The following is a 24,540-nucleotide window of genomic DNA, read 5'->3' on the forward strand; positions in this document are numbered from 1 at the left end:
CCGCCTTTCCTTGCCTGGCCCCCATCTTCCAGTATTCAGCGGTGGGCTTGTGCGTTCAACGCCCAAGGTGGACGGACGACGGCGGCGCGTCCCGCCGTCGTCCGCCCACGTGGCGCTGTGGCAAAGGGTGGTTGGTGCGCTGTCAGGCGTTGGCGTGCTCGGCGAGGATGCCGTCCATCTGGCCGACCGCTTCCTTGAGGCCTTCCTCCATGCCCATCTGGATCATCTGCTCGAGTTGTTCCTCGGACTCGAAGGTGGACAGCATGGTCATCCGGGTCCGCTCCCCCAGCGGCTCCAGGGTCACCGTGGCGTGGCTGATGCCGAACTCCCCGGTGGGGTTGCCGTCGCTGTCTGCGAACCCGTCGTCGAACTGCAGCTCCCGCGGGGACGCGATGCTGGTGAACTCCCACCAGCCGTGCGCCTTGTCCCCGTCAGGTCCTGTCATGTAGTAGCTGGCCCGGCCGCCCGGAACGAAGTCGTGCTTGTAGAAAGTGGCGGGATAGGTGGGCGGTCCCCACCAGCGCTCCAGCCGGCGCGGGTCTTCGAAGAGCTGCCAGACGCGCTCCACGCCGGCGTCGAACTCGGCGACCAGGGTGAGGCTGAGGGCCTCTGGGTTCTTATCCGTACTGATGACTGTCATGGCAATGCCTTCCTAACCTTCAGCGAGAATGTCGGCCATCCGGGCGGCCCGCTGCCGCCAGATCTGTTCATAGTCGTCGAGCAGCCGCCGGGCGTTTTGCAGTCCTTCGTGGTTGCCCCGCACGATCTGCTCCCTTCCACGCTTTTCCTTGGTGACCAGTGAAGCGCGTTCCAACACCGCCACATGTTTTTGGACGGCGGCGAAACTCATGGCGTACAGGGCGGCCAGGCCGGACACGGAGTACTCGCCCACGGTGACCCGGCGGACGATGTCCCGCCGGGTGGAGTCGGCGAATGCCTGGAAGAGGCGGTCCAGTTCGGTCTCGCGCAGCTTTTCTACAACCATTTGGTTGTACGTTAGTCCCGCAGTGACTGCAGGTCAAGGATTTTTTCCTGTCTCCGGCAGCCCGGCGGCGCCTGCCGGTACCTTAAAGCCCATGAGTATTTTCCTTGCCGGGGCCGGCCCGGATCCGCTGGGTTTTCCGGACGTCTTTGACCGGTTTGCGGAGGACATCCGGCGGCATGCCGCGCCGGGCCGGACTGCCCGGATCGCCGTTGCCGTGCATCATCATGGCGGAAGCCTGCAGGAGCTGGTGGAAATCTGCGCAGGGCCCCTCCGGCCCAGGCTTGACTGTGAGGTGGTGCCGGTGCCGCTGGCAGAAGGCAGGACAGCGGATCCCGCTGATTTCAGCGGTGTGGACGGCGTGGTGGTGGGCGGCGGATTGACGCCGGCGTACTGGAAGGGCCTCCGCCCCGCGGGCACCGCGATTTCCGGGCTGGTTGCCGGCGGCGCCCCCTATCTGGGGTTCTCCGCCGGAGCCATGGTGGCACCAGGCCCCGCGCTGATTGGCGGCTGCCGGATCAACGGGGTGGACGTGTGCGGGGAGGAGTGCTCGGAGGGCCTGGATGCAGTCGACGTCCGGGAGGGCCTGGGGATGGTCCCGTTCGCGGTGGACGTCCACGCCGCCCAGGCCGGGACACTGAGCCGCGCGGTGGGCGCCGTGGCGGCAGGCCTGGTGGAATGGGCGGTTGCCATCGACGAGGGCACGGCAGTGGTGCTGGAATCAGTCGGAGACCGGGACTACAAGGTCATTGGCAGCGGGAACTGCTGGGACATCCGCGGAGCAGCCGGCGAGGCGAGAGTGTCCGTGCGGACCGCCGGTTGACCGGACGGGGACCGCTGGTGGACTGCAGGGAGCCGGGGCGCCGGCCTAGGCGTCGAAGTGGGTCTGGATGCTGCTTCCGGACAGCTGTTCAATCAGTTCCTTGGCCACGTCCCGCAGCTTCCGGTTGCGGTTGCTGGAGACCTTGGTGAGGATCTCCACCGCCTCCTCCTGGGAACACCGGTTCTGCGCCATGATGACGCCGCAGGCCAGGTTGATGGCGGTCCTGCTCTCCAGGGCAGCTTCGAGGTCATCCGCCCGGTTCTGCGCAGTGTGGATGCGGACTGAAAGATGCAAGGTGTTGTGGGCAGCGGCGGCGAAACCCGCCGCCTTGTCGTAAACGTCAGCCGTGAACACGCCCGGCCTGGAGGCGAAGAAGTTCAGGGCAGCACTGGCCTCGCTGCTGATTTCCAGTGGCACACCCAGGCTGCTCTGCACGCCCCGGCGCGCCAGTTCCTGGTTGTATTTTGTCCAGCGGGGGTCCCGTGCGACGTCGTCGATCAACACAGGCGCCATCTCCCGCAACGCACGGATACAGGGACCGTCCCCCAGCGCCTGCTCAATGACGTCAAGTTCCAGCGCCCGGGCACTGCTGCCCGCCGCAGTGGTGGGCCGCCGCCGGAGCTTCAGGGTCACCGCGCACTCAATGTCGTCACCGGCAGCTGCGGATACTGCCGCTGCCGCCATTCCCGAGAGACCCGACAGGAACTCCACGGCATTTTCAGCCCCCACCAGGACCTCTTGGAGGTGTTGGACAGTCACATCGTCGGCAGGATTCAGCATGGGGTTCATCTTACGGTCGCCGGGGACCCGCAGGGCAGCGGAGCGGGCATTTACGGGGGCTTAAGCTGAAGTCTCAGGGATCCGCCTGGACTTACCCGCGGTCCGCTGCTGGACGACGACACCCGGCCCGCAGGCGGCCGGGCCGCGCGAATGCAACCGGCCGCCATACCAGAAACACCTCCAAGGGCGTAGTGTCAAACGTAGGAGATTTCGGGATGGCTATAGGATCCGGAGGTTGAATGCACGGGCCGAACGCGCCAAGAGCGGGCGGCCGCCAGCCAGGAAAAGCAATTCTGGCGCAACTATGGATCGAGGCCCGATGGCCGGGAACAATGCGCTGACCACCGCCGGGCCCATGGGACCGCAAGGATGAACGCCGACTGGACCGGGGACCCCGACCAACTACTGGAAGCCGACGAGCGGCGAAGGGACGTTGCCCGGCGTTTCCGCGAGACGCAGATACCGATGCTGAAACTGTGGACGTACTACTACGGCCTCGGTGGCGACGCTGACGAAATGTCATTCGACGCCTACCTCAACGAAGCGCTCCACCTTCCGGCCTCCCAGGTGGGGTTGATCGCCACGGCCATGAGGGAACTGACCGCGGGTGAGGACCAATGACCGGCAGCGAGGAGCAGCCGTTCCGGGAATCCGAGGGATGGCCGCTGGAGGCAGCAGAGCTGTCGCTGCAGCAACTCGTGCTGGAAAGCCCGGACATCAAGGCCTTCCTCACCGAACTGGCGATGCTTGCCAGTACCCGGTTGTCCGTCCCCGGGAACACGATCCACAGCGGCGTCACGGTGCTGCGGCACAAGCGGCCCCAGGCTGTGGCAGCAAGCGACCCTGCGGCATGGGCCCTTGACGAGCTGCAGAACGGATTCGGCCATGGCCCGTGCCTTACCGCGCTCCGGCAGGGATCCACCCTCCTTGTGCCAGACCTGGCCGTCGAAGACCGCTGGCGCCCCTATGTCAGGACGGCTGCAGAGCACGGCGTGTCCTCGATCCTTGCCGTCCCGCTGGACTTGGCGGGGGAAGCAGAAGCGGTACTGAATCTCTACTCGGGCCGCAGCAACGGGTTCTCCGGGGAGGACGTCGCCACCGTGGAATCGTTCACGGCCCAAGCCGCCAGTTCACTGCGGTTGATCCTGCGGATCTCGCAGCTCCGGGAAGCCAGGAATGACCTCACCGCCGCAATGCAGTCACGCACCGTGATCGACATGGCGGTGGGTGCGACCATGGCCCAAAACCGCTGCGACCGGGATACCGCCTTCAGCATCCTCTCGCACGCCTCAAGCACCAGGAACGTCAAGCTGAGGGAAGTGGCAGCCACCGTCATCACCTCAATCTCCGGAGAACAGAGGATCACCGCCCACTTCGACGAGTAGCTGTAACCCGGATCACACGTGATGAGATTCACTCGCAACAAATGCGTGATTTGGTTGAGTGCGCCCATCCGCCATGGGCACTATGGATAGGCAGGGCCGGAAACATCCGCCCTTGACATCCTGGTGACGCAACGAGGCCCACCGGTGAGCGCAGGCCACCGACCCTCCGAGCGCGGACAGGCCATTGCCGGGGACAAAGCCGGCTTGACACAGGAAAGTACTGAACAATGACGTTTAACACTGCCGAATCCGTGACGCTGAAGATCTGGGACCGGACCTCCCTCCACGAGACCCTCGATTCCGCGGTCTCCGACCTCTCCGCGCGCCACAACACCACCACCTGCCGCATCGCCGTCACCTGCAGCGGGCCCAACACCTTCACCTTGAGCGTGCGCGGGAACGAGCCGGCGCTGGCCCTCTAAGCGGCCCACCCGCATAGGGCGTTGACGACGGCGGGCCCCACCCGCCGTCGTCAGCGCCCTTTTCCGTCCACGAAACGGGTGACACGACCGCAGATATTTCGGGCGTGAACTGTCCACCCGGACCGGCGTAGCATTCGTCAGGTACACCCAAACGACGGGAAGGGCACATGGCTACCCACCAGAAGGGCACCAAATTCAGGTTCGAGTCGCTGGCACTGCCCGTCATCCAGGCACCCATGGCCGGGGGACCCTCCACCCCACGGCTGGCAGCGGCCGTCAGCGGGGCCGGCGGACTGGGCTTCGTCGCTGCAGGCTACAAGACCGCCGCAACCATGCGCGCCGAGATCGAGGCCGTCAGGGGACAAACGGACAAGCCGTTCGGCGTGAACCTCTTCGTACCCCAGGCGTCCGTCATCAGCCAAGCGTCCCTGCAGCAATACGTAGACTCGCTGGCCCCGGACGCCGAGCGCTTCGGCGTGAGCCTCGGCGAGCCGCGGCATGACGATGACGACTGGGACCAAAAGCTCGAGGCCTTGCTGGACCTGGCACCGGAGGTCGTTTCATTCACCTTCGACATCCCGGAAACCAGCGTGGTGGAAGCACTGCAGCACCGCGGAATATACGTCATCGCCACAGTCACGGACCGCGAAGAAGCCCTGCGGGCGCTGGCGGCAGGCGCCGATGCGCTGTGCGTCCAGGGCCCGGAAGCCGGAGGCCACCGCGGAACGTTCAAGCCGGATATGCCTGCTCCCCTGGTGCCCCTCCACGGGATCCTGGGCGCGCTGTCTGATCTGGAGGTGCCCCTTATCGCGGCGGGTGGCATTGCCTCGTCGGAGCACACCCGGGCTGCGCTCGCCGTCGGAGCCGTTGCGGTCCAGGCCGGCACCGCATTCCTCCGCGCTGATGAAGCGGGAACCAAGCCCGCGCACCGGGCTGCCTTGTCGTCGCCGGACCATTTCACCACCACCGCCCTCACCCGTGCCTTCTCCGGCCGCAACGCGCGCGGCCTCTACAACGAGTTCATGCGCCGCCATGACGGCGACGCCCCGTACGGCTACCCGGAGATCCACCACCTCACCACTCCCCTGCGTGCCGCAGCCGCCGCAGCAGGGGAGCCGGAGTGGCTGAACCTGTGGGCCGGCATCAACTACCGGGACACGAAGGAAGGCCCGGCCGTTTCCATCCTGGCGGCCCTTCGTCCGTAAGGCCTGTACCGCCGTCGTCCCCTACCTTAAAGCCCGACGGCGGGCCGGCCCCTTGTGGGAGCCGCCGCGCGCGCCGTGAAAGCGGGGGTAGTGCTTTAGAAGGTGGCGGTGTCGATCACGAAGCGGTACCGGACATCCGATGCCAGCACGCGCTCGTAGGCGTCGTTGATCTTCCCAGCCGGGATGACCTCGATCTCGGCGCCCAGGCCGTGCTCGGCGCAGAAGTTGAGCATCTCCTGGGTCTCGCGGATGCCGCCGATCATGGAACCGGCGAAGGAACGGCGTCCGCCGATCAGCGCGAAGGCGTTGACGGGAAGCGGTTCCGCAGGGGCACCCACGTTGACCAGGGCGCCGTCGAGCTTCAGCAGGCCCAGGTAGGAGCTGATGTCGATCGAGGCGCTGACCGTGTTGATGATCAGGTCGAAGGAGCCGGCGAGCTCAGAGAAGGTGTTCTCGTCGCTCGTGGCGAAGTAGTGGTCGGCGCCAAGCTTCAGGCCGTCCTCCTGCTTCTTCAACGACTGCGACAGGACAGTCACCTCGGCACCCATGGCGTGGGCGAGCTTGACGGCCATGTGGCCCAGGCCGCCGAGACCGACGACGGCAACGTTCTTGCCGGGGCCGGCACCCCAGTGCCGCAGCGGTGAGTAGGTGGTGATGCCGGCGCACAGCAGCGGTGCGGCGACGTCGAGGTCGATGCCCTCGGGGATGGTGACGACGAAGTCTTCAGTGACCACAACGTGGGTGGAGTAGCCACCCTGCGTAATGGTGCCGTCGCGGTCAACGGCGCCATAGGTGCCGGTGTTGCCCTTGAGGCAGTACTGCTCCTCGCCCTTCTGGCAGTTGACGCATTCCCGGCAGGAGTTGACCATGCAGCCAACACCAACGCGGTCGCCCACTTTGTGCTTGGTCACCTCGGCCCCCACCTCGGTGACGATGCCGGCAATCTCGTGGCCGGGCACCAGCGGGTACTGCTGCGGGCCCCAGTCACCGCGGACGGTGTGGATGTCCGAGTGGCAGATGCCGGCGAACTTAATGTCGATCAGGACGTCATGAGGGCCCACTTCGCGGCGCTCAATGGTGGTAGCCACCAGGTCCTCCGTGGCGGACGGGGATGCATAAGCCTTGACGGTAGTCATGGTTCTCCTGTGATCTGTTGGGGGGACATATAAATGCTACCGGGGTTGTTCGGAGCAAACCCGGGAAAAGGTGGCACCAAGGTGGCCCTGTTGTGACTGGTCTTCTGAGTCCTACCCTTGGGCCCTTGGGAAAAGGATGCGCTAGGGGCGCAGGAGCACCTTGATGGCGCGGCGTTCGTCCATGGCCTTGTACGCGTCCGCGGCCTGCTCGAGCGGGAGTTCCAGGTCAAACACTTTTCCAGGATTGATCGTGCCGCTGAGGATCAGGTCGATCAGCTCCGGCAGGTATTGCCGGACCGGAGCCGGGCCGCCGTGCAGGTGCACATGCGAATAGAACAGGTCCCGCCCTGGCAACGCCACATCGTGGGAGACTCCCACAAAGCCCACATGGCCGCCTGCCCTGGTGGCGTGGATGGCCTGCAGCATCGATTCCTGCGTGCCCACGGCTTCGAGGACGGAATGCGCGCCAAGGCCGCCGGTGAGTTCCTTGATCTTCTTCACGCCCCCGTCCCCGCGCTCCGCCACGATGTCCGTGGCGCCAAACTCGCGTGCCAGCGCCTGCCGGTCCGCGTGGCGGGACATGGCGATGATCCGTTCAGCACCCATCTGCTGCGCTGCGAGGACCCCCAAAAGTCCCACGGCGCCGTCGCCCACTACTGCCACTGTCTTGCCCGGGCCCACCTCGGCCGCCTTGGCGGCAAACCATCCTGTCCCCAGGACATCGGAGGCCGCAAGCAGCGACGGAATTTTGCCGGCGTCAGGCATGCCGGGCGTGGCCACCAGGGTGCCGTCCGCCAGCGGGACGCGCATGTATTCTGCCTGTGCACCGCCCACGCCCTGGCGGTGGACACACGCGCTCTGGTAGCCGGAGCGGCAGATTTCGCAGGTGTTGTCGGAGGCAAAGAATGACCCGACGACGAACTGGCCCGGCCGGACATTCCTGACCGCGGCACCGACCTCCTCGACGATTCCCACGTACTCGTGGCCCATCGGCGCGGGCTTGGAAATTTTGTCGGCGCCGCGGTAGGGCCACAGGTCCGACCCGCAGACGCAGGCGGCAACGAGTTTGATGACCGCATCCGTTGGCTGCCGGACGGCTGGTTTGGCACGATCCTCGACCCGGACGTCTCCGGGCGCGTGCATGATGGTTGCGCGCATGCTGGGTCCTCCACATGGTGAACGGCTGAAAGGGACATTCCCATCAAACCCGGCCCCGGCACCGTTGGCGAGGGCCCTGCTGTAACTGGTTCCGGCAGAAGCTCCTTAGGGTCCTGCCATCCGTCGTAACGTGTTCCCTATGGATAACCGGGCCGAGGTACGGCAGTTCCTGTCTTCACGCCGTGGGCGGATTACCCCCGAGCAGGCAGGCATCGAACCCTATGGCGGCCGCCGCCGCGTACCGGGGCTCCGGCGCGAGGAAGTGGCGCGGCTGGCCGGCGTCAGCGTGGACTACTACACGCGGCTGGAACGGGGAAACCTGCACGGTGTTTCTGACAGCGTCCTGGATGCCATCGCCGGTGCCCTGGAACTGGACCGCGCCGAGCATGACCACCTCTATGACCTGGCCCGGGCAGCCAACACCTCGGGCCGCAAGCGGGCTGCGGGCGCCGGCGGCTCCGCCCCGTCCAAGGTCCGGCCGGAGCTGCAGTACCTGCTGGACGCCATCACGGAGGCGCCGGCCTTCATCGGCAACAACCGCCTGGACATCGTGGCCGCCAACACCCTGGGCTATGCCCTGTATTCGGACATGTACCGCACTCCGTCACGGCCGGTCAACCACTCCCGGTTCATCTTCCTGGACCCCCGCGCCCACAACTTCTACACTGACTGGGACCGGGCGGCCAACACCAACGTGGCCATCCTGCGGCGGGAAGCCGGTCGCAATCCCCATGACAAGGGCATTGCCGAACTCATCGGTGAACTCTCGATGCGCAGCGACGAATTCCGCACGCTATGGGCAGCGCACAACGTCCGCCGCCATTACGCGGGCACCAAGTTCTTCCAGCATCCCGTGGTGGGACTCCTCGAGCTGAACTACCAGGTGCTGGGCCTGGAAGAGGACCCGGGGCATACCCTCACTGTCTATCCCGCCACCCCCGGCAGCCCGTCCGAGGAAGCCCTCAAGCTCCTGGCGTCCTGGGCCGTCACCGAGAACATTGTGGAAACGGCGCAGGCGACGGTGGGCGGCTAGGAACAACGCCGGCTATTGAACGTTCGACGGCGGCCCGGGCGGCGCAGCGTCCGCCCGCCGCCGGCCTGCGAGTTCGCCGAAGCGTTCGACGGCGTCCTGGGCAGTGCGGTACAGGGCCGGGTCGGACCAGGGTGCCCGCGCCCAGGCGTTCACGGCGGCGAGGGCCTCGGCCAGCAGCTTGGCGGGATGTTCCCTTGGGAATCCTTGCGCCAGGATGGACCTCCGGTCTGCTTCCAAGGTGTCCGCCATGGTCCGCGTGCTGACCCGCTGCCAAACATCAGGGATGGCGTCGACGTCGAGCAGCCGCTCACGGAGCGGCCAGTTACCGATGAAACGGGCCACCCAGGCCTGGTGCCGCTGCTTATAGTCCTTGATGAACTTCCGCCTCTTCCACTTCGGGTAGGCGCCCAGCACGACGAGGCACGGGACGAGGACTGCCAGCGCTGTCAACACCCAGCCGGCTTGTCCGGCGTCCCCGTCCTGGACCGCATCCTTGTAGAGTCCCAGCATCACTCCCGCAGTGATGCACCCCAGGATCCAAGTGGCGTGCAGGACGATGGTCCGGCGTTCCTGTTTCCTGGAGGGCTGGGGTGCCGGTGCCGGCTCCGCGGCAAGGGCCGACTCAGCCTCGGTCAGGCCGGTGTTCAGGAGTCTGCTGGTACCTGCACCCGGCATTCCTGATTTATCCGGCACGTCCACATAGACAGGCGGCAGGCCCGTCCGATCCTGCGCAGCCTGATTGGCAAGCTCACCCATGTTCCCCCATCAACCCACTCATGACCCGCCTTCAGAGTCTACGGTTAGGCGGGCTCCGGGCGGGTAGTCCTTAGACTGGCCAATAAACGTTGAATGCAGGACTATACGAAGGAGCGAACGAATGGCGAATATAGTTGTAGTAGGTGTGGATGCCAGCCCGTCCGCACGGAAGGCCGCAGAAGTGGCGCTGGACCTGGCGGAGTCACTGGGAGCGTCCCTCCATGTAGTGACCGCCTTTGAGATCGAGAACGCCGAAACCTTTGGGGTGGGCTCGGACAAGGTACGGATCTCCAACGCGGACAGCTCGGAGATGGTGGCAAAGTCCTTGGGCGCATCGCGGCCGGGAGTGGAGATCACCCACTTCGCCGCCCGGGGCAAGCCGGCTGATTCGCTGATCAAGGAAGCCATCCGCCTGGACGCCCGGGTGATCGTGGTGGGCAACCGCAGGATGCGCGGCATCGGCCGGTTCCTGGGCAGCGTTGCCAACAGCGTGGCGCACAACGCCCCGTGCGACGTCTACATCGCGAACACCTACGAGGACTAAGCTGCCACGAAAGAAGGTGGGCGGACGACGGCGGGACCTCCCGCCGTCGTCCGCCCACCGTCGTTAGGGGTGCTCAGGCCCCGTATTCCTCATCGGTGACGTGCTGGAGCCAGGTGACCACCTGCCCGTTTTCGTCCGCTTCCTGCATGGCGACGTGGGCCATGAACCGCTCCGGTGTTGCCCCGTGCCAGTGCTCCTCCCCCGGCTCGATGTAGACCACGTCGCCGGGACGGATTTCCTGGACCTGCCCGCCGCGCCGCGCCACCAGTCCAATGCCGTCCGTGACGTACAGGGTCTGGCCCTTGGGATGGTGGTGCCAGGCGGTGCGGGCACCGGGGGCGAAGCGGACGTGGGCGCACCCGACCGCCGACTGTTCATCGGGGTTGCGGATGCCGTCAATCTGCACGGTGCCGGTGAACCATTCCTTCGGTCCGGCTCCTGTCTGGCCGCCGCTCTTGGTGTACTTCATGTTCTCCTCCTGTTATTTCGGCTAATTGGAAAATCTGTTGGTCGGTCAGGCGGTCCGGCTTGTGATCCGTGCCGTCACGAACGCCAGGACCGACGAGACCGCGAGGACAGCGGCGGCCACCATGAAGGCGCCGCGGTGGCCGGCTGAGTCGAACAGGACGCCGCCCAGCGTTGATCCGACAGCGATCGAGGTCTGGACGACGGCCACCATCAGGCCCCCACCTCCCTCGGCGTCGTGGGGCATGGCCTCTGCGATCCAGCTCCACCAGCCCACCGGGGCGGCCGTGGACAGCAGCCCCCAAACACCCAGGAGGACCATCACGACGGCGAGCCAGCCGCCGGTGGGGACCAGGGCGGCGGCGATGACCGCCATAAGCGCCGGGATGGTGACCAGCGTCCGGTACAGGCCCTTCCCCAGGAACCGGCCAATCAGCATGGTGCCCGCAAACCCTGCCACACCCATCACCAGCAATACGAGCGACACCGTGGCCACCTCCACGCCGGTCACCCGCTCCAGGAACGGACGGACGTAAGTGAACAGGACGAACTGGCCCATGAAGAAGGTGCCGCAGGCGGCCATCCCCCAGGCGACAGCCGGGCTCTTGAATGCGGCGAAAATTCCGAGGACGTTTCCGGACGCCCGCTTTTCCACTGGCATGGAAGGAAGGCTGATCCACTGCCAGACCAGGGCGAGCAACGCCACCGGAACCAGGCAGAAGAACGCTCCACGCCACCCGATGAATGAGCCCAGGTAGCTGCCCAGCGGCGCAGCCAGCACGGTGGCCAGGGCGTTGCCGCCATTAAAGACCGCCAGGGCGCGCGGCACCTGGTGGGCCGGCACCAGCCGCATGGCGGTGGCCGCGGACATGGACCAGAAACCGCCGATGACCACGCCAATGAGGGCACGGCCGACCATGAAGAGCAGGTATCCCGGGGCCATCGCGACCAGGGCACCGGAAACAGCCATCACCGTGGTCAGGCCCAGCAGCAGGGTCTTGCGGTTCATGCTGCTTACCAGCGTGGACACCGACAGGCTGGTGGCGACGGCGAAAAGGCCGGAGATCGCGATGCCCTGCCCCACCATCCCCTCGGAAACCCGGAGTTCGGCGGCCATCGGGGTGAGCAGGCTGACCGGCATGAATTCGGAGGCGATCAGGGCGAAGACGCACAGGGACATCGCGAAGACGCCTCCCCAGTGCGCGTGGTGCTGCACGCCGGGTTTTTGGGGCGCACGGGTGCTGGTGACAGTTGTTTCGGGGGCCATGCCTTCCATCAAACCGTGCTCACCGAGCCCTGGCGAGGGCCCTGCTGAAACCGGTTTTGGCAGACCCCCTTTAAGGCAAGACTGCCATGGAACTACGCAGTGGTTCCTTGCCGCTGCGTAGTTTGCGGGCTCTTTCGCAGGTCTTTTTCAAGTTCCGCCAGGCAGTAATCCTTGAACCAGTGCCTGATGCGCACCGGCAGCATGGGGTAAGCCACCGCAAGGATGCGCCATGTCAGGTCGAAGCGTCGCTGGTGGCGGTCGCTCCACACGAGGCCGAAGTCCTTCCGCAACTGCTCCGGGAGGAGCCCGGCGGTGAGGAACCTCGCAGAAGGCATGATGGCGCGGTACCAGAGTGCGGTGTGCTTGGGGAACAGCAGGCCGCGCCCCACGCGCACGCCTTCTTTCTCGGCACGGAGGGTGGAAAGCTGCTCATCCCAGTAGCGGCTGAACGCCGCCCGGTCCTTCGGCCACATGTCCGGTGGAAGCTGCAGGGCGGTGCCGATCCGTGCGTAGTCCCGGTACATTGCGTCGGCCGCCTCGTCACCGAGCGGGCCGCGGATCTTCTCGACGATGGTCAGCGCCGTGTCATAGAGCGTCGCTGCCACCCAGAGCTGCAGCGCCGGATCGAAGGCGTTGTAACCGGCGGACGGTTCGCCCGCCGTGCGGCGTACCGGAACGTGCGCGCGGTTCACCCGGCGCCGGACTTCCTTGACCTGCTCCTCAGTTCCGTACACGATGCCGTAGACGTACGTGAGAGTGCCCTTGAGGCGGTTTACCGGGCGTTGGGTGAACGTGCTGTGCGCCGCCACGCCGCGGCCGATCGCAGGGTTGGCAAGCTGCAGCAGAATGGCCCGTCCTGCCCCGGCGAGCAGGATGCCTTCAGCCCGGAAATCGGCCTCTCCCTGCACCATGTGAACAGGGTACCCGAGCGGCCGAACCACAGGACGGGCCCTTTGGCCCGTTGTGCCCGGGCGGAGGAGTGCCGCAGGACCTGTCCTGCCTCCTCCCCCGCCCGGGTGTGGGCGTTAGCGCTCCAGGAGGGACACGTCCCGGACGGCACCCTTGTCCGCGGAGGTGGCCATGGCGGCGTAGGCGCGCAGGGCAGCGGACACCTGGCGGTCCCGGTCCTTGGGCTTGTACCCGCCGTTGACCAACAGTTTCTCGCGGCGCTCGGCGAGGATCTCGTCGGAAACTTCCAACTCCATGGAGCGCTGCGAGATGTTGATGCTGATGACGTCACCGTCCTCCACCAGCGCGATGGTTCCCCCTGACGCAGCCTCCGGGGAGATGTGGCCGATCGACAGGCCGGAGGTACCGCCGGAGAAGCGGCCGTCCGTGATGAGCGCGCACTTCTTGCCCAGGCCGCGGCCCTTGAGGAAGGACGTGGGGTAGAGCATCTCCTGCATGCCCGGACCGCCCTTGGGGCCTTCGTAGCGGATCACCACCACGTCACCCTCCTTGACCTGCTTGTTCAGGATCTTCTCCACGGCTTCGTCCTGGGATTCGCACACCACAGCCGGGCCGGAGAAGGTCCAGATGGATTCGTCCACGCCGGCGGTCTTCACCACGGCGCCGTCCACGGCAATGTTGCCGCGCAGCACGGCCAGGCCGCCGTCCTTGGAGTAGGCGTGCTCCACGGAGCGGATGCAGCCCTCTGCGGCGTCGGTGTCCAGGGAGGTCCATTCGTTCGACTGCGAGAACGCGGTGGAAGAGCGGACGCCGCCGGGGGCCGCGTGCCACAGGGCTTTGGCTTCCTCGGTGGCCTTGCCGCCGCGGATGTCCCAGTCGTCCAGCCAGCCGTCCAGGTCGGCGGAGTGCACGGAGTGGACGTCCTTGTGCAGCAGACCGCCGCGGTTCAGCTCGCCCAGCAGGGCGGGGATGCCGCCGGCGCGGTGCACGTCCTCCATGTAGTAGGTCTTGTCCTTGGCAACGTTCGGGGCCACCTTGGCCAGGCAGGGCACCTGGCGTGATTTGGCGTCCATCTCTGCCAGGCCGTAGTCCACGCCCGCCTCCTGGGCAGCGGCGAGCAGGTGCAGGATGGTGTTGGTGGAGCCGCCCATGGAGATGTCCAGGGCCATGGCGTTGTCGAAGGCCTTGGCGGTGGCGATGGAGCGCGGCAGCACGGAGTCGTCGTCGCCGTCGTAATAGCGCTTCACCAGCTCGACGACGGTGGCGCCCGCTTTCTCGTACAGCGCCTTGCGTGCGGTGTGGGTGGCCAGCACGGAGCCGTTGCCGGGCAGGGAAAGGCCGATGGCCTCGGTGAGGCAGTTCATGGAATTGGCGGTGAACATGCCGGAGCAGGAACCGCAGGTGGGGCAGGCGTTCTCTTCGATGAGGTTGATGTCCGCGTCGGAGATGGACTCGTCCACGGCGTCGGCGATCGCGTTGACCAGGTCCAGGGAGCGCACGGAGCCGTCGGTCAGGGTCACGCGGCCGGCCTCCATGGGGCCGCCGGAGACAAAGACTACGGGGATGTTCAGGCGCAGCGCCGCCATGAGCATGCCCGGGGTGATCTTGTCGCAGTTGGAAATGCACACCAATGCGTCGGCGCAGTGGGCGTTGACCATGTACTCCACGGAGTCAGCGATCAGGTCGCGGGACGGCAGCGAGTAGAGCATGCCGGAGTGGCCCATGGCGATGCCGTCATCCACTGCGATGGTGTTGAACTCGCGCGGCACGGCGCCGGCGGCGAGGATCGCGTCGGAGACGATCCGGCCCACGGGGGCAAGGTGGGTGTGGCCGGGGACGAATTCGGTGAAGGAGTTGGCCACGGCAATGATCGGCTTGCCGATGTCTGAATTGGCGACGCCGGAGGCGCGCAGCAGTGCGCGGGCGCCGGTCATGTTGCGGCCATGGGTGACTGTTTTAGAGCGGAGTGCAGGCATGCTTACCATCCTCTTGCCTGGGCGACGCGGACGGAAGACAGCGCTGCTACTAGTAGTGAAAGTACCAGAGTAATAGTATTTCCCGGTGAGTGATCCCGGGCGCCGAAAAGAACTTGGCCTGTTCCTGAGGGCACGGCGCGACCAGGCGCTGCGGGCCGACTACGGCCTGCCGCCCGTCGGCCGCACCCGTGAACGGGGGCTCCGCCGCGAGGAGGTGGCGTTCCTTTCCGGCGTCAGCGTCACCTGGTACACGTGGCTGGAGCAGGGCCGGGATATCAGCCCGTCCCGGCAGGTCCTCGAGGCCATCAGCCGCGCACTGCATCTGTCCAGCACCGGCCTGGGCTACGTTCTGTCACTGGGCGGATACGCCTCCGCAGCTCCCGCCGGGCCGGCAGCCGATACCGCCCCGCCCCACATCCAGCGCCTGCTGGATGCCTTGGACCCCAACCCGTCCTTCGCCCTGTTCCCGGACTGGGGCGTGGCCGGGTGGAACAAGGCCTACGCGGCGCTGTATCCCAATATCGCCACCGTGCCGGCGGCAGACCGGAACCTGCTGTGGTTGGTGTTCACCGACCCCTACGTCCGGAACCTGCTTCCGGACTGGGACACCACCAGCAAGCGCTTCCTTGCAGAGTTCCGGGCCGAAACCGGGCAGCGGCTGGGCGATCCGGACATTCAGTACCAGGTGGAGCGGCTCAAGGAAGCGAGCCCGGAGTTCCGGCAGGGCTGGGACCTGTACGACATCCTGGGTTTCGAGTCCCGCGAGCGCCTTTTCCACCATCCCGCCGTCGGGGTGCTCCAGCTGGAACACCACCAGGTGTCCCCGTCGGACCGGCCGGACCTGCACATCGTGGTGTACACACCGGCCCCGGGCAGCGACGCCGCAGCGCAGATGAAGTCCCTGCTGTCCGTGGCCGGCTAGGCTTCGTCCGCACCGAGGTAGGCGAGCGCGGCCGCCGCCTGGGCCCGGGTGGCCATGCGGAGGGTAGGGTCAACGGCGGGCAGGAACGACGGCGAGTGGTTGGCAGGGATATCGGCGTCCACCGTGCCATTCGCCACGGCCCGCCGGTAGGTTTCCGGGGGCACGGACCCGACGATCCAGTAGACGTACGGGATGCCGAATGCGTCAGGGATGCGGCTGAAGTCCTCTGACGCCGTCTGCGGGGCGGTGCGGTAGACAGCGTCCGCTCCGAAGGTCCTGGTGAAGGCTGCAGTGACCCGGGCGTTGGCCTCCGCATCGTTGCTGGTCAGCGGGTACTGGTCGTAATACTCGAACTCCGGTTCCTGCGGCGAACCGGCGGCTGCGCACTCGCCCCGTACTATCCGCTCGATGGCGGCCATCATGGCGGCCCGGACGGCAAGGTCGTATGTGCGGAGGTTGAGCAGCAGCTCCGCCCGGTCCGGGATGATGTTGGCCGTGGCTCCGGCGCTCACCGAGCCAACAGTCAGCACTGCGAACTCCCCCGGAATCGTTTCGCGGGACACCACAGTCTGCAGGCGGAGGACGATCGAGGCGGCCAGCACCACCGGATCCACGGACTTGTGCGGCATGGAGCCGTGGGCGCCGCGGCCGTGGACGGTAATCCGTACAGAGTCGCCGGTCGAGAGCACCGGACCCGGCGTGGTGCCGATGGTTCCCGCCTCGGTGGGCATGACGTGCTGGGCCAGTGCGACGTCCGGCCGCGGGATTCCGCCGGTCAGGCCGTCGTCGAGCATTGCCTGCGAGCCTGCCGCCGTCTCCTCTGCCTGCTGGAACAGGGCGGTGTAGGTTCCCCGCCAGGCATCCCGGTGGTCTGCCAGGTACTTCGCCGCGCCGAGCAGGGCCACCACGTGCATGTCGTGCGCGCACGCGTGCATCACCCCTGGGACGGCGGAGGAGTAGCTTGCCCCGGTTGCCTCGGTGACCGGGAGGGCGTCCATGTCGGCCCGGGCCAGGACGCCCGGGCCGGGTCCGTTGGCAAGGACGCCCACCACACCGGTGCCGCCAAAGTGCCGGACGTCGAAACCCCAGGCCGCCAGCTTCGCCGCAACGGCTTCCGAGGTCTGGTGTTCGGCGAGGCCGAGTTCCGGATTCCGGTGGAGCTGTTCGTAGAGCGGAACCTGCCAGTCGAGCTCCTGCTCGATTCCGTCCGTTGCGTTGTTCATAAGTCCCATCGAAGCTCCTCCCGGCCGGTGGCGCCGGCCTTTCCGGCCACCATAGGCGGCACCGCGGATGGTGTCCATGGGCAACCAAAGCGGCCGCGGCGGGAAATCCGCCGCCGCCGCTAATTGCCCACGGACGCTAGGCCAGCACCCCCTGCCGCACGACGGGCTTGAACTGTGCACCCGCGCCCGGGAATACCGGCACCTCGATCCGCGCGTGGGTGTGGACCTCGGGGACCGTGGCCTGGGTGTGCCGGGCAATGTTCTCCATGGTGGTCACCCACATGCCGTCCATTGCCTTCACCCGCTCCATCAGCTGCTCCAGCGCTACAGCCTTGGACGGCCGGTCGGAAATGAACGGGTGGTTGGTGAGGACGAAGCAGCTGCCCTGGGAGTGGTGAGCCTGGGCTTCGAGGGTCCACATTTCCAGGACCTTGGCCGGGCTCTCGATCACGCCGCTGCCTGTAACGCCGGGGTAGAAGGCGTACTGCTCCCAATCGTCAAGGGTCCAGTCCACGGGAATCTCCACGATGTCCCGGGGATCGTCCGCGGCGACAGCGAAGCGGTAGGGTGCGTCGCCGTCGAGCAGGCTCGAATCGTAGAGGAACCCGCGGTCCGCCAGGAGGCCCGGCGAGTGCCAGTTGAGCTCCCACCACGGAGCCCGGTACCCCACGGGCCGGACACCTGCGACTTTGGCCAGTGCCTCCAGGCCACGGTCGATGTAGCTGGCCTCGGTGGCGGCGTCGATGCCCTGCATGGGTTCGTGCAGGTAGCCGTGGTGGGCCACCTCGTGGCCGCCGTCCACGATCTGCCGGACCACGTCGGGGTAGGACTCGGCGGTGAAGCCGGGGATGAAGAAGGTGGCCTGGATGTCCTGGCGGGCCAGGATGGCCAGGAGCCGCGGGACCGCGATCTTGGGGCCATAGGACTGGTGGCTCATCAACGACATGCGCCGGGTGCCGGCGGGATCGTGGGCGATGGTGCAGGACTCGGCGTCCACGTCGAAGGTGAAGGACGCTGCGGCCTTGAAGCCCTCGGGCCAGGTGATGGGGTGCAGGGCGTCCGCGATGGCGGGCTTGTTCACGGGAAATCCTTTCGGCGGGCGCAGGGCGCCCGCCAGGTTCTTCGGGGTGGTGAGCTTAGAGGGCGGGAAGAGCGGGCGTGCTCTCCGGGCTCCCTGCTTCGGGAGCGGTCGCGCCAGGGGTGGCGTCCACCTTCTGCGTGGTGCGCGGCTCCAGGGCGAGGTAGCGGATGTGCTGCCGCGGGCCGAGGATGGCGTACACCCCGGCGCTGGTCAGGCCGCCGGCCAGCCAGGACAGGTCCCAGCCGCCCAGGGCCACGGCGATGGGGCCCTGCATGATGGGGATCAGGCCGTACATGAACAGCCACGTAGCGAAGATCCCGGCCACGAGGGAGATGACCCCGGCAAAGTTGACCACCGGCAGCCGCTTGGTGCCCACGCCGTCGAACAGACGGTCGGTGCCGCCCGGCCAGCGCTTCTCCAGCCAGAAGTAGTGCACCAGCATGATGCCGCCCCAGGCGGCCACCCATGCCACCAGGCCGATCAGCCAGGCGTCGAGTACCGCTGCGAAGTCCTCCTGGAAGATGAAGAAGACGACGGCGCCGAGCGAGAAGACGCCCACGAACAGGTTGAGTTTGCGGCGGCTGATGGAGATGTCCAGGGCCTGGGTGGCCACGGAGAAGGTGTAGATGTTCAGGATGTTGGTGGCGATGGGGCCGTGGAGCACCATGAGCAGTACGGGCAGCGCCATGGCGCCGAAGTTCATGACAATCAGCTTGCCGGGATCGATCTCGCCGCTGTTGGTGGCCAGGCTGGCGCCCAGGACGCCGAGCCACACCACGGGGATGAACTGGCCCAGTACCGAAGCGAGGTAGACCTTCTTCTTGGGGACGCTGGTGCTGACGAACCGGGAGTAGTCCGCGGCGTAGGTGAACCAGGTGATGCCCCAGCCAATGCCGATGGCGGTCATCACGGCGCTCATGGCCGCGATGCGCTCGGAACCTTCCAGGACGGCGCCGGCAGGACCGGCGTAGCTCCAGTTGATGTCCATGCCGAACCATGCCACCGCGGACATCACGGCCAGGATGAGGATGGTGGGCGGTACGGTCCATTTTTCGAAGGCGGCGATGGCCTTGTAGCCGAACCAGGCAATGGCAACCTGGAGGGCCATGATGAAGGTCGCAACGCCGATCTTCCAGGCGTAGTTGGGGGCTTCCGGGTCAACCCAGCCAAGGGTCCCGAAGAGCGCCATGACCAGGTCCAAGATGATCCAGGTGTTCACCGCGCACCAGCCGATGACCAGCAGGGCCTGGATGGCGGCCGGCAGGTAGTTGCCGCGCCGTCCGAATGCGGCCCGGGCCAGGACCATGCCGGTGGCTCCGGTCTTCTGGCCCAGGAGGACGAAGCAGCCAAAGAGCAGCATGCCGATCAGGTTGCCCAGCACCAGGACGGTAATGGTGTCCGCGAGTCCGAGTCCCAGCTGGATACCGAGTGCCCCCAGCACCCAGTTGATGGGTGCCAGGTTGGCGCCCGCCCAGATCCAGAACTGGCCGGATACCTTGCGTGTGCGTGCTGATTCGGGGATGGGCTGCAGCCAGGCTTCATGGTCCACGGCGCTGTGGTCCTGTGTGGCCTGGTCAGGTTGGCCGTGCGTGGCTGTTGAAAGCTTTTCTTGCATGGGGGCCTCCGTGAGGTGGATAAGTACATACAAGGCTATGTGGCCCTCATCACAAGCAACAAGATACAATCTGTCGAACAAATCCCTCTTCTACGTTACGGACTGTCGTGTCAGTGTTTCTTGGCGAAATACTCGCCCACCCCGCCCTTGCCGCCGCAGATCCCGTGGTCCACCCGGAAGGGGCTATGGCGGCCGCCCAGCCGGTCCGTTGGGTCCACTCCAGCGAGGTGCTGGACATCGCTCCCCTGCTCCGAGGTGGGGAACTGCTGCTCTGCGGCGGGATCACGCTGGCCACCGCCACTCCGGCCAAACGCGGGGACTACGTCCGTGAGCTGGCTCAGCGCGGCGTCGCTGCCCTGGCCATCGAGACCGGCGGTGCACTGCCGGAAATCCCTGCAGACATGCTTCAGAAGGCTGAGGAATACGGCCTCCCCGTGGTGGAACTGCGCAAGGTGGTGCCGTTCGTCGGCGTCATGCAGGCCATCAACTCCATGCTTGTCAGCGAATCGGTGGGGCACCTGCAGCAGGCCGATGCCGCCACGCGCGCCATGGCTGCCGAGCTGGCCCATGGCGCTTCACTGGACAAGATCCTGGGCGTGCTGGCAGGCATCACCGCCTCAGCCGTAAAGCTCACCTCCCCGTGGGGAGTAACCATGGGCAGCGCGGCGCCGGAGGGCTGGAGTAACGGGGTAGACGCGGAAGCGGGAGAAGGAACAGCGGACGACGACGGCACCGGGCCAGGTGGGCACGGCGGCTTTTACCCGGTGGCCGGCGGAACGGTCATCACCGTGGACATCCCCGTGCGCGGGGTCCTCATGGGACGGCTCGAGGTGCACGTGCCGGATGTCGCGGATACGGCGCTGGCCCAGGTGGCCGGGGAGCGCGCCGTGGACATCCTGGGCCTGGCGCTGCTGCAGCACACGCCTCCGGGACTGCATGCCCTGGCTGGTGCTGAACTGATGCGCGCCGTGCTGAATTCCGCACCGGAGTGGCGTCTCGAGCAGCTGGCCCCCGGCGCCGGCTTCCCCACGGACTCCCCTGCCGTGGTGGCCGCCATCCACGCGGCTGCGCCGCAGGAGCTGCGTGGTGCCATCGAGAACTGCCTCAGCTCACAGCGGATCCCCTGCGCCGCCTACCTTGACGACACCGAGCTGGTGGTGATGATCGGCCTGCCGTGCACCGAGACTGCCGGGGAGCGGCGGCTGCTCCTGGAGTCCCTGCAGGGACTGGAAGGGGATCACGACGCCGTGATCGCTGTGGGGCCGCTGGCAGAGGGGGTGGCGGAGGCAGCCTGGTCACTGGCGGAGGCCCGCCGCGCCCTGGAGGTGCGGCAGATCCGCCGGCGGAACGCGTCGGCGCGCAGGCGGTATCCGTCCCGGGGCCTGGTTGTGGTTGATGCCCAGGACGCTGCCGTGGAAAGCCTCGCGCTGACCTGCCTGGATGCCTCGTCCCGGGAAGCGTTCGTGAGCCGACAGTTGCGGGCAGTCCTGGAGCATGATGCACAGCGGCAGTCCCAGCTGCTGGAGACCCTGCAGGTGTGGCTGGACTCCGGTTGCAACACAGCCCAGTCGGCACGCGAACTGCATCTGGAGCGGCAGTCGATGCATCACCGGCTGCAACGGATATTTGAACTCTGCGGCGGTGATCCCCGCGGTACGGGGCGGCTCGCGGCGCTGCATCTGGCGGCGAGGATGGCCGGGCTGCCCTGATCTCCTCCGGGCCTCCGCTTCCGGGCGTATGCTTGCCGGGCATTGCCTTGTGGCCGGGCCCCCAGGTCCGGGCCACTCGGATGGAAAGGGCTTGGTGGATGGCAAAGCGGAATACTTCCTCAGTGGGTGCGCCGTGCTGGGTCGACACCTGGCAACCGGACCCCCAGGGGGCCAAAGAGTTCTATGGCGGACTGTTCGGCTGGACGTTCGACGAGGCGTTACCGATGCCGGGGTTCGAGGGTGGGTACTGGCTGGCACGCCTTGACGGCCGCTCTGTGGGCGGCGTGGGGCAGGCCCCGCCGGGGTCGCCCGCGGGTTGGCTGACCCATGTCCGTGTGCGTGATATCGGGCAGGCCTCAGCTCTCGCTGAGCAGGCGGGAGGCCGGCAACTCGGGACCATCGATGCCCGGGCCCATTCGCAACTGGTTGCCGATTCCTCCGGCGTGCTGTTCTGCCTGCGGCAGGCGGGCGTCAACGACGGCGTTGAGCTGGCAGACCAGCCCAATAGCTGGGCCATGAGTTCGCTGCACACCCCGGAGCTTGGAAAGGCCCAGGAGTTTTACAAGGCAATGTTCAACTGGGAGCTGAAGTCACCGCTGGACGCGCCCTTTTCACTGTGGCTTCTCGAAGACCAGCTGGTGGCCGTCGCCACCGCCACCGACGGCGTGGCTGTTCCTCCGCATTGGAGTGTGAACTTCGGGGTCACCGATGCAGACAGGACCGCTGACCGGGCCGTTGCCCTGGGCGGCGGCATTGTCATGGCGCCGATGGATACGCCGGGGTTCCGGAGCGCCGTGATCAGCGACCCCTGGGGCGGTGTGGTCGCCGTCAGCGCGGTCGGGACTCAGACCGGCACCCCGGCGGCACTGCCCTGACCTGGCAGCGTCAGATTCCCGTGCGGCCACCCAGCCGGCCGGTCACTTTGGCGGCGGCGGCCATGCAGGCCTCCCCCAGACTCTCGAACTGTTCCTTGGACACCCTGAACCGCGGAGCCGGAATCAGGACGGCCGCCACAACGTCGCCGCGGTGGTCGCGGACGGGCGCGGCCACGCCCACCTCGTCCATGGACGATTCGCCGTAGTTCCCCGCCCATCCCCGCTGCGCAACATCCTGGAGCCTTGCTTCGTAGGCCGCCAGTCCGTCGTCGTCCAGTCCCGGGAAGGTGATGGTTCCGCTGCGCAACAGTTCACGCACCCGCTCGGCCGGCAGCGTGGACAGGAACACCTGGACCGAGGCACTCATCGCATCCCGGTAGCGGGCGCCCAGGGGCGTGGTGTGCTTGATCTGGTGGTGGCTGGCGATTTGCTCCACGCAGATGGCCTCGTCACCGTTCCACAGCATGAGGGCACTGGTTTCGCCGGTCTGTTCGGTCAGCTGCCGAAGGACGGGGTAGGCAACGCGGCGTTCCTCCATCTCGGCCAGCAGCGGTCCGGCGACGGCGATGAGCCCCAGGCCCAGCCGGAACCGTTTGGTTTCCGGGTCGCGTTCCACCAGGTTTTCCTGCTCGAAGGTGGCCAGGATCCGGGACACGCTGCTTTTGTGCATGCCCACGCGGTTGGCGATTTCCGTGACGCCCAGCAGCGGTTCGTCCGCCGTGAAGGTCCGCAGGACGGCTATGGCATTGACGACGACGGAGGCTCCTTTGGCGTCCGTCCCGCCGTTGGTGCCGGCTCCGTTGCCAGTGCTGTCAGAAGTTATTGCAGGAGTCATGGTGGACACCATCTTTCCCTATCGTCTGCGATAGACGCCGAAGGCGGCGCCGTGGGTTCACGGCGCCGCCTTGGCTGTTCAGTTACCTATGCCCCGACGATGTTGTGTTCCGGGCCGAAGGGGAACTTGGTGATGTTCTCCACCGAGTTGTCCTCGCCGATCACCAGGATGTCGTGCTCGCGGTAGCCGCCGGCGCCCGGCAGGCCGTCCGCCACCGTGATCATCGGCTCCATGGAAACCACCATGCCCGGTTCCAGGACGGTGTCGATGTCCTCGCGCAGCTCCAGCCCGGCTTCGCGGCCGTAGTAGTGGCTCAGGACGCCGAAGGAGTGGCCGTAGCCGAAGGTGCGGTTGGCCAGCAGGCCGTGGCTGATGTAGATCTCGTTGAGCTCTGCGGCGATGTCCTTGCAGACGGCGCCGGGCTTGATCAGTTCCAGGCCGCGCTCGTGCACCTCGACGTTGATGTTCCACAGCTCCAGCGAGCGCTCGTCCGGCTGGCCCAGGAAGAGGGTCCGCTCCAGGGCGGTGTAGTAGCCGGAGGTCATGGGGAAGCAGTTGAGCGAGAGGATGTCGCCCTGCTGCAGCTTGCGGGTGGTGGCCCAGTTGTGGGCGCCGTCGGTGTTGATGCCGGACTGGAACCACACCCAGGTGTCGCGGACCTCGCGGTCCGGGAAGGTCCTGGCAATCTCGTGCACCATGGCCTCGGTGCCGATGAGGGCCACCTCGTACTCGGAGATTCCTTCGCGGATGGCGTTGCGGATGGCCTCGCCGCCCAGGTCGCCGATGCGGGCGCCATGCTTGATGACTTCGATTTCCTCGGCGGACTTGATCATGCGCTGGCGCATGGCGTCCTGGGAGACGTCCAGGAGCTGGGCGCCCGGGAAGGCGGCGGCGATCTTTTCGCGGGTCAGGCCCGGGAGGAAGTCGTCCTCGACTCCCAGCCGGCTGGCCTTGACGCCGCGCTGGCGCAGGGCTTCCTGGAGGCCGAAGTAGAAGTTGTCGCGGCGCCAGTCGGTGTAGACGATGTTCTCGCCGTAGGAGGTGCGCCACGGCATGCCGGCGTCGATGTTGGCGGTGACGGTGACGGAGTCGTCTGAGGTGACCACCAGGGCGTAGTTGCGGCCGAACGTGGTGTACAGGAAGTCGGAGTAGTACTTGATGCCGTGGTAGCTGGTGAGGATGACCGCGTCCAGCTCCTTGGCGGCCATGATCTTGCGGAGGCCGCCAAGGCGGCGCTCGAACTCCGCGTCGGAGAACGTGAGCTTGCCCTTGGTGCCGTTGTGCAGGACCTTGAGGCGATCGAGTTCGGCGATGGAGGAGGCGTTGTCGGCAGTGATAGTCACGGGTGGTGCCTTTCTAGTGGGTGCCAGCTGCTGTTGGTGCAGTTGGTGTTGTTTGCGTAGTGAGGTTGGTCTGTGTACCCGGAAGGGTTAGGGGCC

The 24,540-nt window shown here is 66.6% G+C and carries 25 protein-coding genes; 10 read left to right on the forward strand and 15 right to left on the reverse strand.

Annotated features, from left to right (window positions below):
• Positions 1–142 precede the first annotated feature (142 nt).
• Together NMQ03_RS18075 and NMQ03_RS18080 are read right to left on the reverse strand one after the other, a co-directional pair.
• Entirely contained in the window at positions 143–640 is a 498-nt protein-coding gene (locus NMQ03_RS18075) for an SRPBCC domain-containing protein (RefSeq protein WP_255173324.1), read from the reverse strand.
• 12 nt (positions 641–652) lie between these two features.
• Entirely contained in the window at positions 653–985 is a 333-nt protein-coding gene (locus tag NMQ03_RS18080) for a helix-turn-helix transcriptional regulator (RefSeq protein ID WP_255173325.1), read from the reverse strand.
• A gap of 91 nt (positions 986–1,076) precedes the next feature.
• On the opposite strand from NMQ03_RS18080, the gene NMQ03_RS18085 reads away from it, so the two are divergent.
• Positions 1,077–1,805 (forward strand): Type 1 glutamine amidotransferase-like domain-containing protein, encoded by a 729-nt coding sequence (locus NMQ03_RS18085; protein WP_255173326.1) that lies wholly within the window; start codon positions 1,077–1,079, stop codon positions 1,803–1,805.
• A 45-nt stretch (positions 1,806–1,850) separates the two neighbouring features.
• Here NMQ03_RS18085 and NMQ03_RS18090 read toward each other — a convergent pair whose 3' ends face one another.
• Complete coding sequence (locus NMQ03_RS18090) at positions 1,851–2,585, reverse strand: GAF and ANTAR domain-containing protein (protein ID WP_255173327.1); 735 nt, start codon at positions 2,583–2,585, stop codon at positions 1,851–1,853.
• A 369-nt stretch (positions 2,586–2,954) separates the two neighbouring features.
• On the opposite strand from NMQ03_RS18090, the gene NMQ03_RS18095 reads away from it, so the two are divergent.
• The 4 genes from NMQ03_RS18095 (at position 2,955) to NMQ03_RS18110 (ending at position 5,597) form a co-directional block, all read left to right on the forward strand.
• The gene (locus NMQ03_RS18095; protein WP_255173328.1) at positions 2,955–3,206 is read left to right on the forward strand and encodes a hypothetical protein; all 252 of its coding nucleotides are present in this window, start codon (positions 2,955–2,957) and stop codon (positions 3,204–3,206) included.
• A complete protein-coding gene (locus NMQ03_RS18100) occupies positions 3,203–3,970 on the forward strand; it encodes a GAF and ANTAR domain-containing protein (RefSeq protein WP_255173329.1) in 768 nt (255 codons plus the stop codon). Before NMQ03_RS18095 ends, NMQ03_RS18100 begins: the two co-directional genes overlap by 4 nt.
• Positions 3,971–4,197: 227 nt before the next feature.
• On the forward strand, positions 4,198–4,392 hold the full coding sequence (locus tag NMQ03_RS18105; RefSeq protein ID WP_159630557.1) for a hypothetical protein: 195 nt from the start codon (positions 4,198–4,200) through the stop codon (positions 4,390–4,392).
• 167 nt (positions 4,393–4,559) lie between these two features.
• A complete protein-coding gene (locus tag NMQ03_RS18110) occupies positions 4,560–5,597 on the forward strand; it encodes a nitronate monooxygenase (protein WP_255173330.1) in 1,038 nt (345 codons plus the stop codon).
• A 95-nt stretch (positions 5,598–5,692) separates the two neighbouring features.
• Here NMQ03_RS18110 and NMQ03_RS18115 read toward each other — a convergent pair whose 3' ends face one another.
• On the reverse strand, positions 5,693–6,733 hold the full coding sequence (locus NMQ03_RS18115) for an NAD(P)-dependent alcohol dehydrogenase (RefSeq protein ID WP_255173331.1): 1,041 nt from the start codon (positions 6,731–6,733) through the stop codon (positions 5,693–5,695).
• Between the two features lie 141 nt (positions 6,734–6,874).
• Positions 6,875–7,891, reverse strand: coding sequence for a zinc-dependent alcohol dehydrogenase family protein (locus NMQ03_RS18120; protein ID WP_255173332.1), 1,017 nt, complete (start codon positions 7,889–7,891; stop codon positions 6,875–6,877).
• 139 nt (positions 7,892–8,030) lie between these two features.
• On the opposite strand from NMQ03_RS18120, the gene NMQ03_RS18125 reads away from it, so the two are divergent.
• Positions 8,031–8,924 (forward strand): helix-turn-helix transcriptional regulator, encoded by an 894-nt coding sequence (locus NMQ03_RS18125; RefSeq protein WP_255173333.1) that lies wholly within the window; start codon positions 8,031–8,033, stop codon positions 8,922–8,924.
• Between the two features lie 12 nt (positions 8,925–8,936).
• Here the strand turns inward: NMQ03_RS18125 and NMQ03_RS18130 are convergent, their stop codons facing one another.
• Positions 8,937–9,599: a hypothetical protein gene (locus tag NMQ03_RS18130; protein ID WP_255173334.1), complete on the reverse strand. Its 663-nt coding sequence runs from the start codon at positions 9,597–9,599 to the stop codon at positions 8,937–8,939.
• A 202-nt stretch (positions 9,600–9,801) separates the two neighbouring features.
• On the opposite strand from NMQ03_RS18130, the gene NMQ03_RS18135 reads away from it, so the two are divergent.
• Complete coding sequence (locus NMQ03_RS18135; RefSeq protein WP_255173335.1) at positions 9,802–10,224, forward strand: universal stress protein; 423 nt, start codon at positions 9,802–9,804, stop codon at positions 10,222–10,224.
• 73 nt (positions 10,225–10,297) lie between these two features.
• On the opposite strand, the gene NMQ03_RS18140 is transcribed toward NMQ03_RS18135, so the two are convergent.
• The 4 genes from NMQ03_RS18140 to ilvD all read right to left on the reverse strand — a co-directional run bounded on the left by NMQ03_RS18140 (position 10,298) and on the right by ilvD (position 14,841).
• Positions 10,298–10,693 carry a cupin domain-containing protein gene (locus NMQ03_RS18140; protein ID WP_255173336.1) on the reverse strand — a complete coding sequence of 132 codons (396 nt, stop codon included), beginning with the start codon at positions 10,691–10,693 and terminating at the stop codon, positions 10,298–10,300.
• 45 nt (positions 10,694–10,738) lie between these two features.
• On the reverse strand, positions 10,739–11,956 hold the full coding sequence (locus tag NMQ03_RS18145; RefSeq protein ID WP_255173337.1) for an MFS transporter: 1,218 nt from the start codon (positions 11,954–11,956) through the stop codon (positions 10,739–10,741).
• Between the two features lie 92 nt (positions 11,957–12,048).
• On the reverse strand, positions 12,049–12,867 hold the full coding sequence (locus NMQ03_RS18150) for an oxygenase MpaB family protein (RefSeq protein WP_255173338.1): 819 nt from the start codon (positions 12,865–12,867) through the stop codon (positions 12,049–12,051).
• 114 nt (positions 12,868–12,981) lie between these two features.
• The gene (gene ilvD, locus NMQ03_RS18155; protein WP_255173339.1) at positions 12,982–14,841 is read right to left on the reverse strand and encodes a dihydroxy-acid dehydratase; all 1,860 of its coding nucleotides are present in this window, start codon (positions 14,839–14,841) and stop codon (positions 12,982–12,984) included.
• An 85-nt stretch (positions 14,842–14,926) separates the two neighbouring features.
• Here ilvD and NMQ03_RS18160 point away from each other — a divergent pair, with 85 nt between their 5' ends.
• Positions 14,927–15,763, forward strand: a complete 837-nt coding sequence (locus NMQ03_RS18160) for a helix-turn-helix transcriptional regulator (protein WP_255173340.1) — start codon at positions 14,927–14,929, stop codon at positions 15,761–15,763.
• Here NMQ03_RS18160 and NMQ03_RS18165 read toward each other — a convergent pair.
• The 3 genes from NMQ03_RS18165 to NMQ03_RS18175 form a co-directional block, all read right to left on the reverse strand.
• Complete coding sequence (locus tag NMQ03_RS18165) at positions 15,760–16,995, reverse strand: amidohydrolase (protein ID WP_255173341.1); 1,236 nt, start codon at positions 16,993–16,995, stop codon at positions 15,760–15,762. The genes NMQ03_RS18160 and NMQ03_RS18165 overlap by 4 nt on opposite strands.
• A 127-nt stretch (positions 16,996–17,122) precedes the next feature.
• A complete protein-coding gene (locus NMQ03_RS18170; protein ID WP_255173342.1) occupies positions 17,123–18,067 on the reverse strand; it encodes a polysaccharide deacetylase in 945 nt (314 codons plus the stop codon).
• Between the two features lie 55 nt (positions 18,068–18,122).
• Positions 18,123–19,682 carry a cytosine permease gene (locus NMQ03_RS18175; protein WP_255173343.1) on the reverse strand — a complete coding sequence of 520 codons (1,560 nt, stop codon included), beginning with the start codon at positions 19,680–19,682 and terminating at the stop codon, positions 18,123–18,125.
• Between the two features lie 107 nt (positions 19,683–19,789).
• Between NMQ03_RS18175 and NMQ03_RS18180 the strand changes: the two genes are divergently transcribed.
• Positions 19,790–21,391, forward strand: a complete 1,602-nt coding sequence (locus tag NMQ03_RS18180) for a PucR family transcriptional regulator (protein ID WP_255173344.1) — start codon at positions 19,790–19,792, stop codon at positions 21,389–21,391.
• 98 nt (positions 21,392–21,489) lie between these two features.
• Positions 21,490–22,266 carry a VOC family protein gene (locus tag NMQ03_RS18185; protein ID WP_255173345.1) on the forward strand — a complete coding sequence of 259 codons (777 nt, stop codon included), beginning with the start codon at positions 21,490–21,492 and terminating at the stop codon, positions 22,264–22,266.
• A gap of 10 nt (positions 22,267–22,276) precedes the next feature.
• Here the strand turns inward: NMQ03_RS18185 and NMQ03_RS18190 are convergent, their stop codons facing one another.
• Both NMQ03_RS18190 and NMQ03_RS18195 read right to left on the reverse strand, forming a co-directional pair.
• Positions 22,277–23,113: an IclR family transcriptional regulator gene (locus NMQ03_RS18190; RefSeq protein WP_255173346.1), complete on the reverse strand. Its 837-nt coding sequence runs from the start codon at positions 23,111–23,113 to the stop codon at positions 22,277–22,279.
• A 74-nt stretch (positions 23,114–23,187) separates the two neighbouring features.
• The gene (locus NMQ03_RS18195) at positions 23,188–24,444 is read right to left on the reverse strand and encodes an aminopeptidase P family protein (RefSeq protein WP_255173347.1); all 1,257 of its coding nucleotides are present in this window, start codon (positions 24,442–24,444) and stop codon (positions 23,188–23,190) included.
• Between the last annotated feature and the right edge of the window lie 96 nt (positions 24,445–24,540).

Source organism: Arthrobacter sp. DNA4, from assembly GCF_024362385.1.
Taxonomy (GTDB): domain Bacteria; phylum Actinomycetota; class Actinomycetes; order Actinomycetales; family Micrococcaceae; genus Arthrobacter.

Coding starts and splice junctions, on each gene's coding strand:
- NMQ03_RS18095 (WP_255173328.1), top strand. CDS start 2,955: ATGAACGCCGACTGGACCGGGGACCCCGACCAACTACTGGAAGCCGAC.
- NMQ03_RS18100 (WP_255173329.1), top strand. CDS start 3,203: ATGACCGGCAGCGAGGAGCAGCCGTTCCGGGAATCCGAGGGATGGCCG.
- NMQ03_RS18080 (WP_255173325.1), bottom strand. CDS start 985: ATGGTTGTAGAAAAGCTGCGCGAGACCGAACTGGACCGCCTCTTCCAG.
- NMQ03_RS18125 (WP_255173333.1), top strand. CDS start 8,031: ATGGATAACCGGGCCGAGGTACGGCAGTTCCTGTCTTCACGCCGTGGG.
- ilvD (WP_255173339.1), bottom strand. CDS start 14,841: ATGCCTGCACTCCGCTCTAAAACAGTCACCCATGGCCGCAACATGACC.
- NMQ03_RS18075 (WP_255173324.1), bottom strand. CDS start 640: ATGACAGTCATCAGTACGGATAAGAACCCAGAGGCCCTCAGCCTCACC.
- NMQ03_RS18115 (WP_255173331.1), bottom strand. CDS start 6,733: ATGACTACCGTCAAGGCTTATGCATCCCCGTCCGCCACGGAGGACCTG.
- NMQ03_RS18085 (WP_255173326.1), top strand. CDS start 1,077: ATGAGTATTTTCCTTGCCGGGGCCGGCCCGGATCCGCTGGGTTTTCCG.
- NMQ03_RS18150 (WP_255173338.1), bottom strand. CDS start 12,867: ATGGTGCAGGGAGAGGCCGATTTCCGGGCTGAAGGCATCCTGCTCGCC.
- NMQ03_RS18130 (WP_255173334.1), bottom strand. CDS start 9,599: ATGCCGGGTGCAGGTACCAGCAGACTCCTGAACACCGGCCTGACCGAG.
- NMQ03_RS18120 (WP_255173332.1), bottom strand. CDS start 7,891: ATGCGCGCAACCATCATGCACGCGCCCGGAGACGTCCGGGTCGAGGAT.
- NMQ03_RS18175 (WP_255173343.1), bottom strand. CDS start 19,682: ATGCAAGAAAAGCTTTCAACAGCCACGCACGGCCAACCTGACCAGGCC.
- NMQ03_RS18145 (WP_255173337.1), bottom strand. CDS start 11,956: ATGGCCCCCGAAACAACTGTCACCAGCACCCGTGCGCCCCAAAAACCC.
- NMQ03_RS18140 (WP_255173336.1), bottom strand. CDS start 10,693: ATGAAGTACACCAAGAGCGGCGGCCAGACAGGAGCCGGACCGAAGGAA.
- NMQ03_RS18165 (WP_255173341.1), bottom strand. CDS start 16,995: ATGGGACTTATGAACAACGCAACGGACGGAATCGAGCAGGAGCTCGAC.
- NMQ03_RS18185 (WP_255173345.1), top strand. CDS start 21,490: ATGGCAAAGCGGAATACTTCCTCAGTGGGTGCGCCGTGCTGGGTCGAC.
- NMQ03_RS18090 (WP_255173327.1), bottom strand. CDS start 2,585: ATGCTGAATCCTGCCGACGATGTGACTGTCCAACACCTCCAAGAGGTC.
- NMQ03_RS18105 (WP_159630557.1), top strand. CDS start 4,198: ATGACGTTTAACACTGCCGAATCCGTGACGCTGAAGATCTGGGACCGG.
- NMQ03_RS18135 (WP_255173335.1), top strand. CDS start 9,802: ATGGCGAATATAGTTGTAGTAGGTGTGGATGCCAGCCCGTCCGCACGG.
- NMQ03_RS18110 (WP_255173330.1), top strand. CDS start 4,560: ATGGCTACCCACCAGAAGGGCACCAAATTCAGGTTCGAGTCGCTGGCA.
- NMQ03_RS18190 (WP_255173346.1), bottom strand. CDS start 23,113: ATGGTGTCCACCATGACTCCTGCAATAACTTCTGACAGCACTGGCAAC.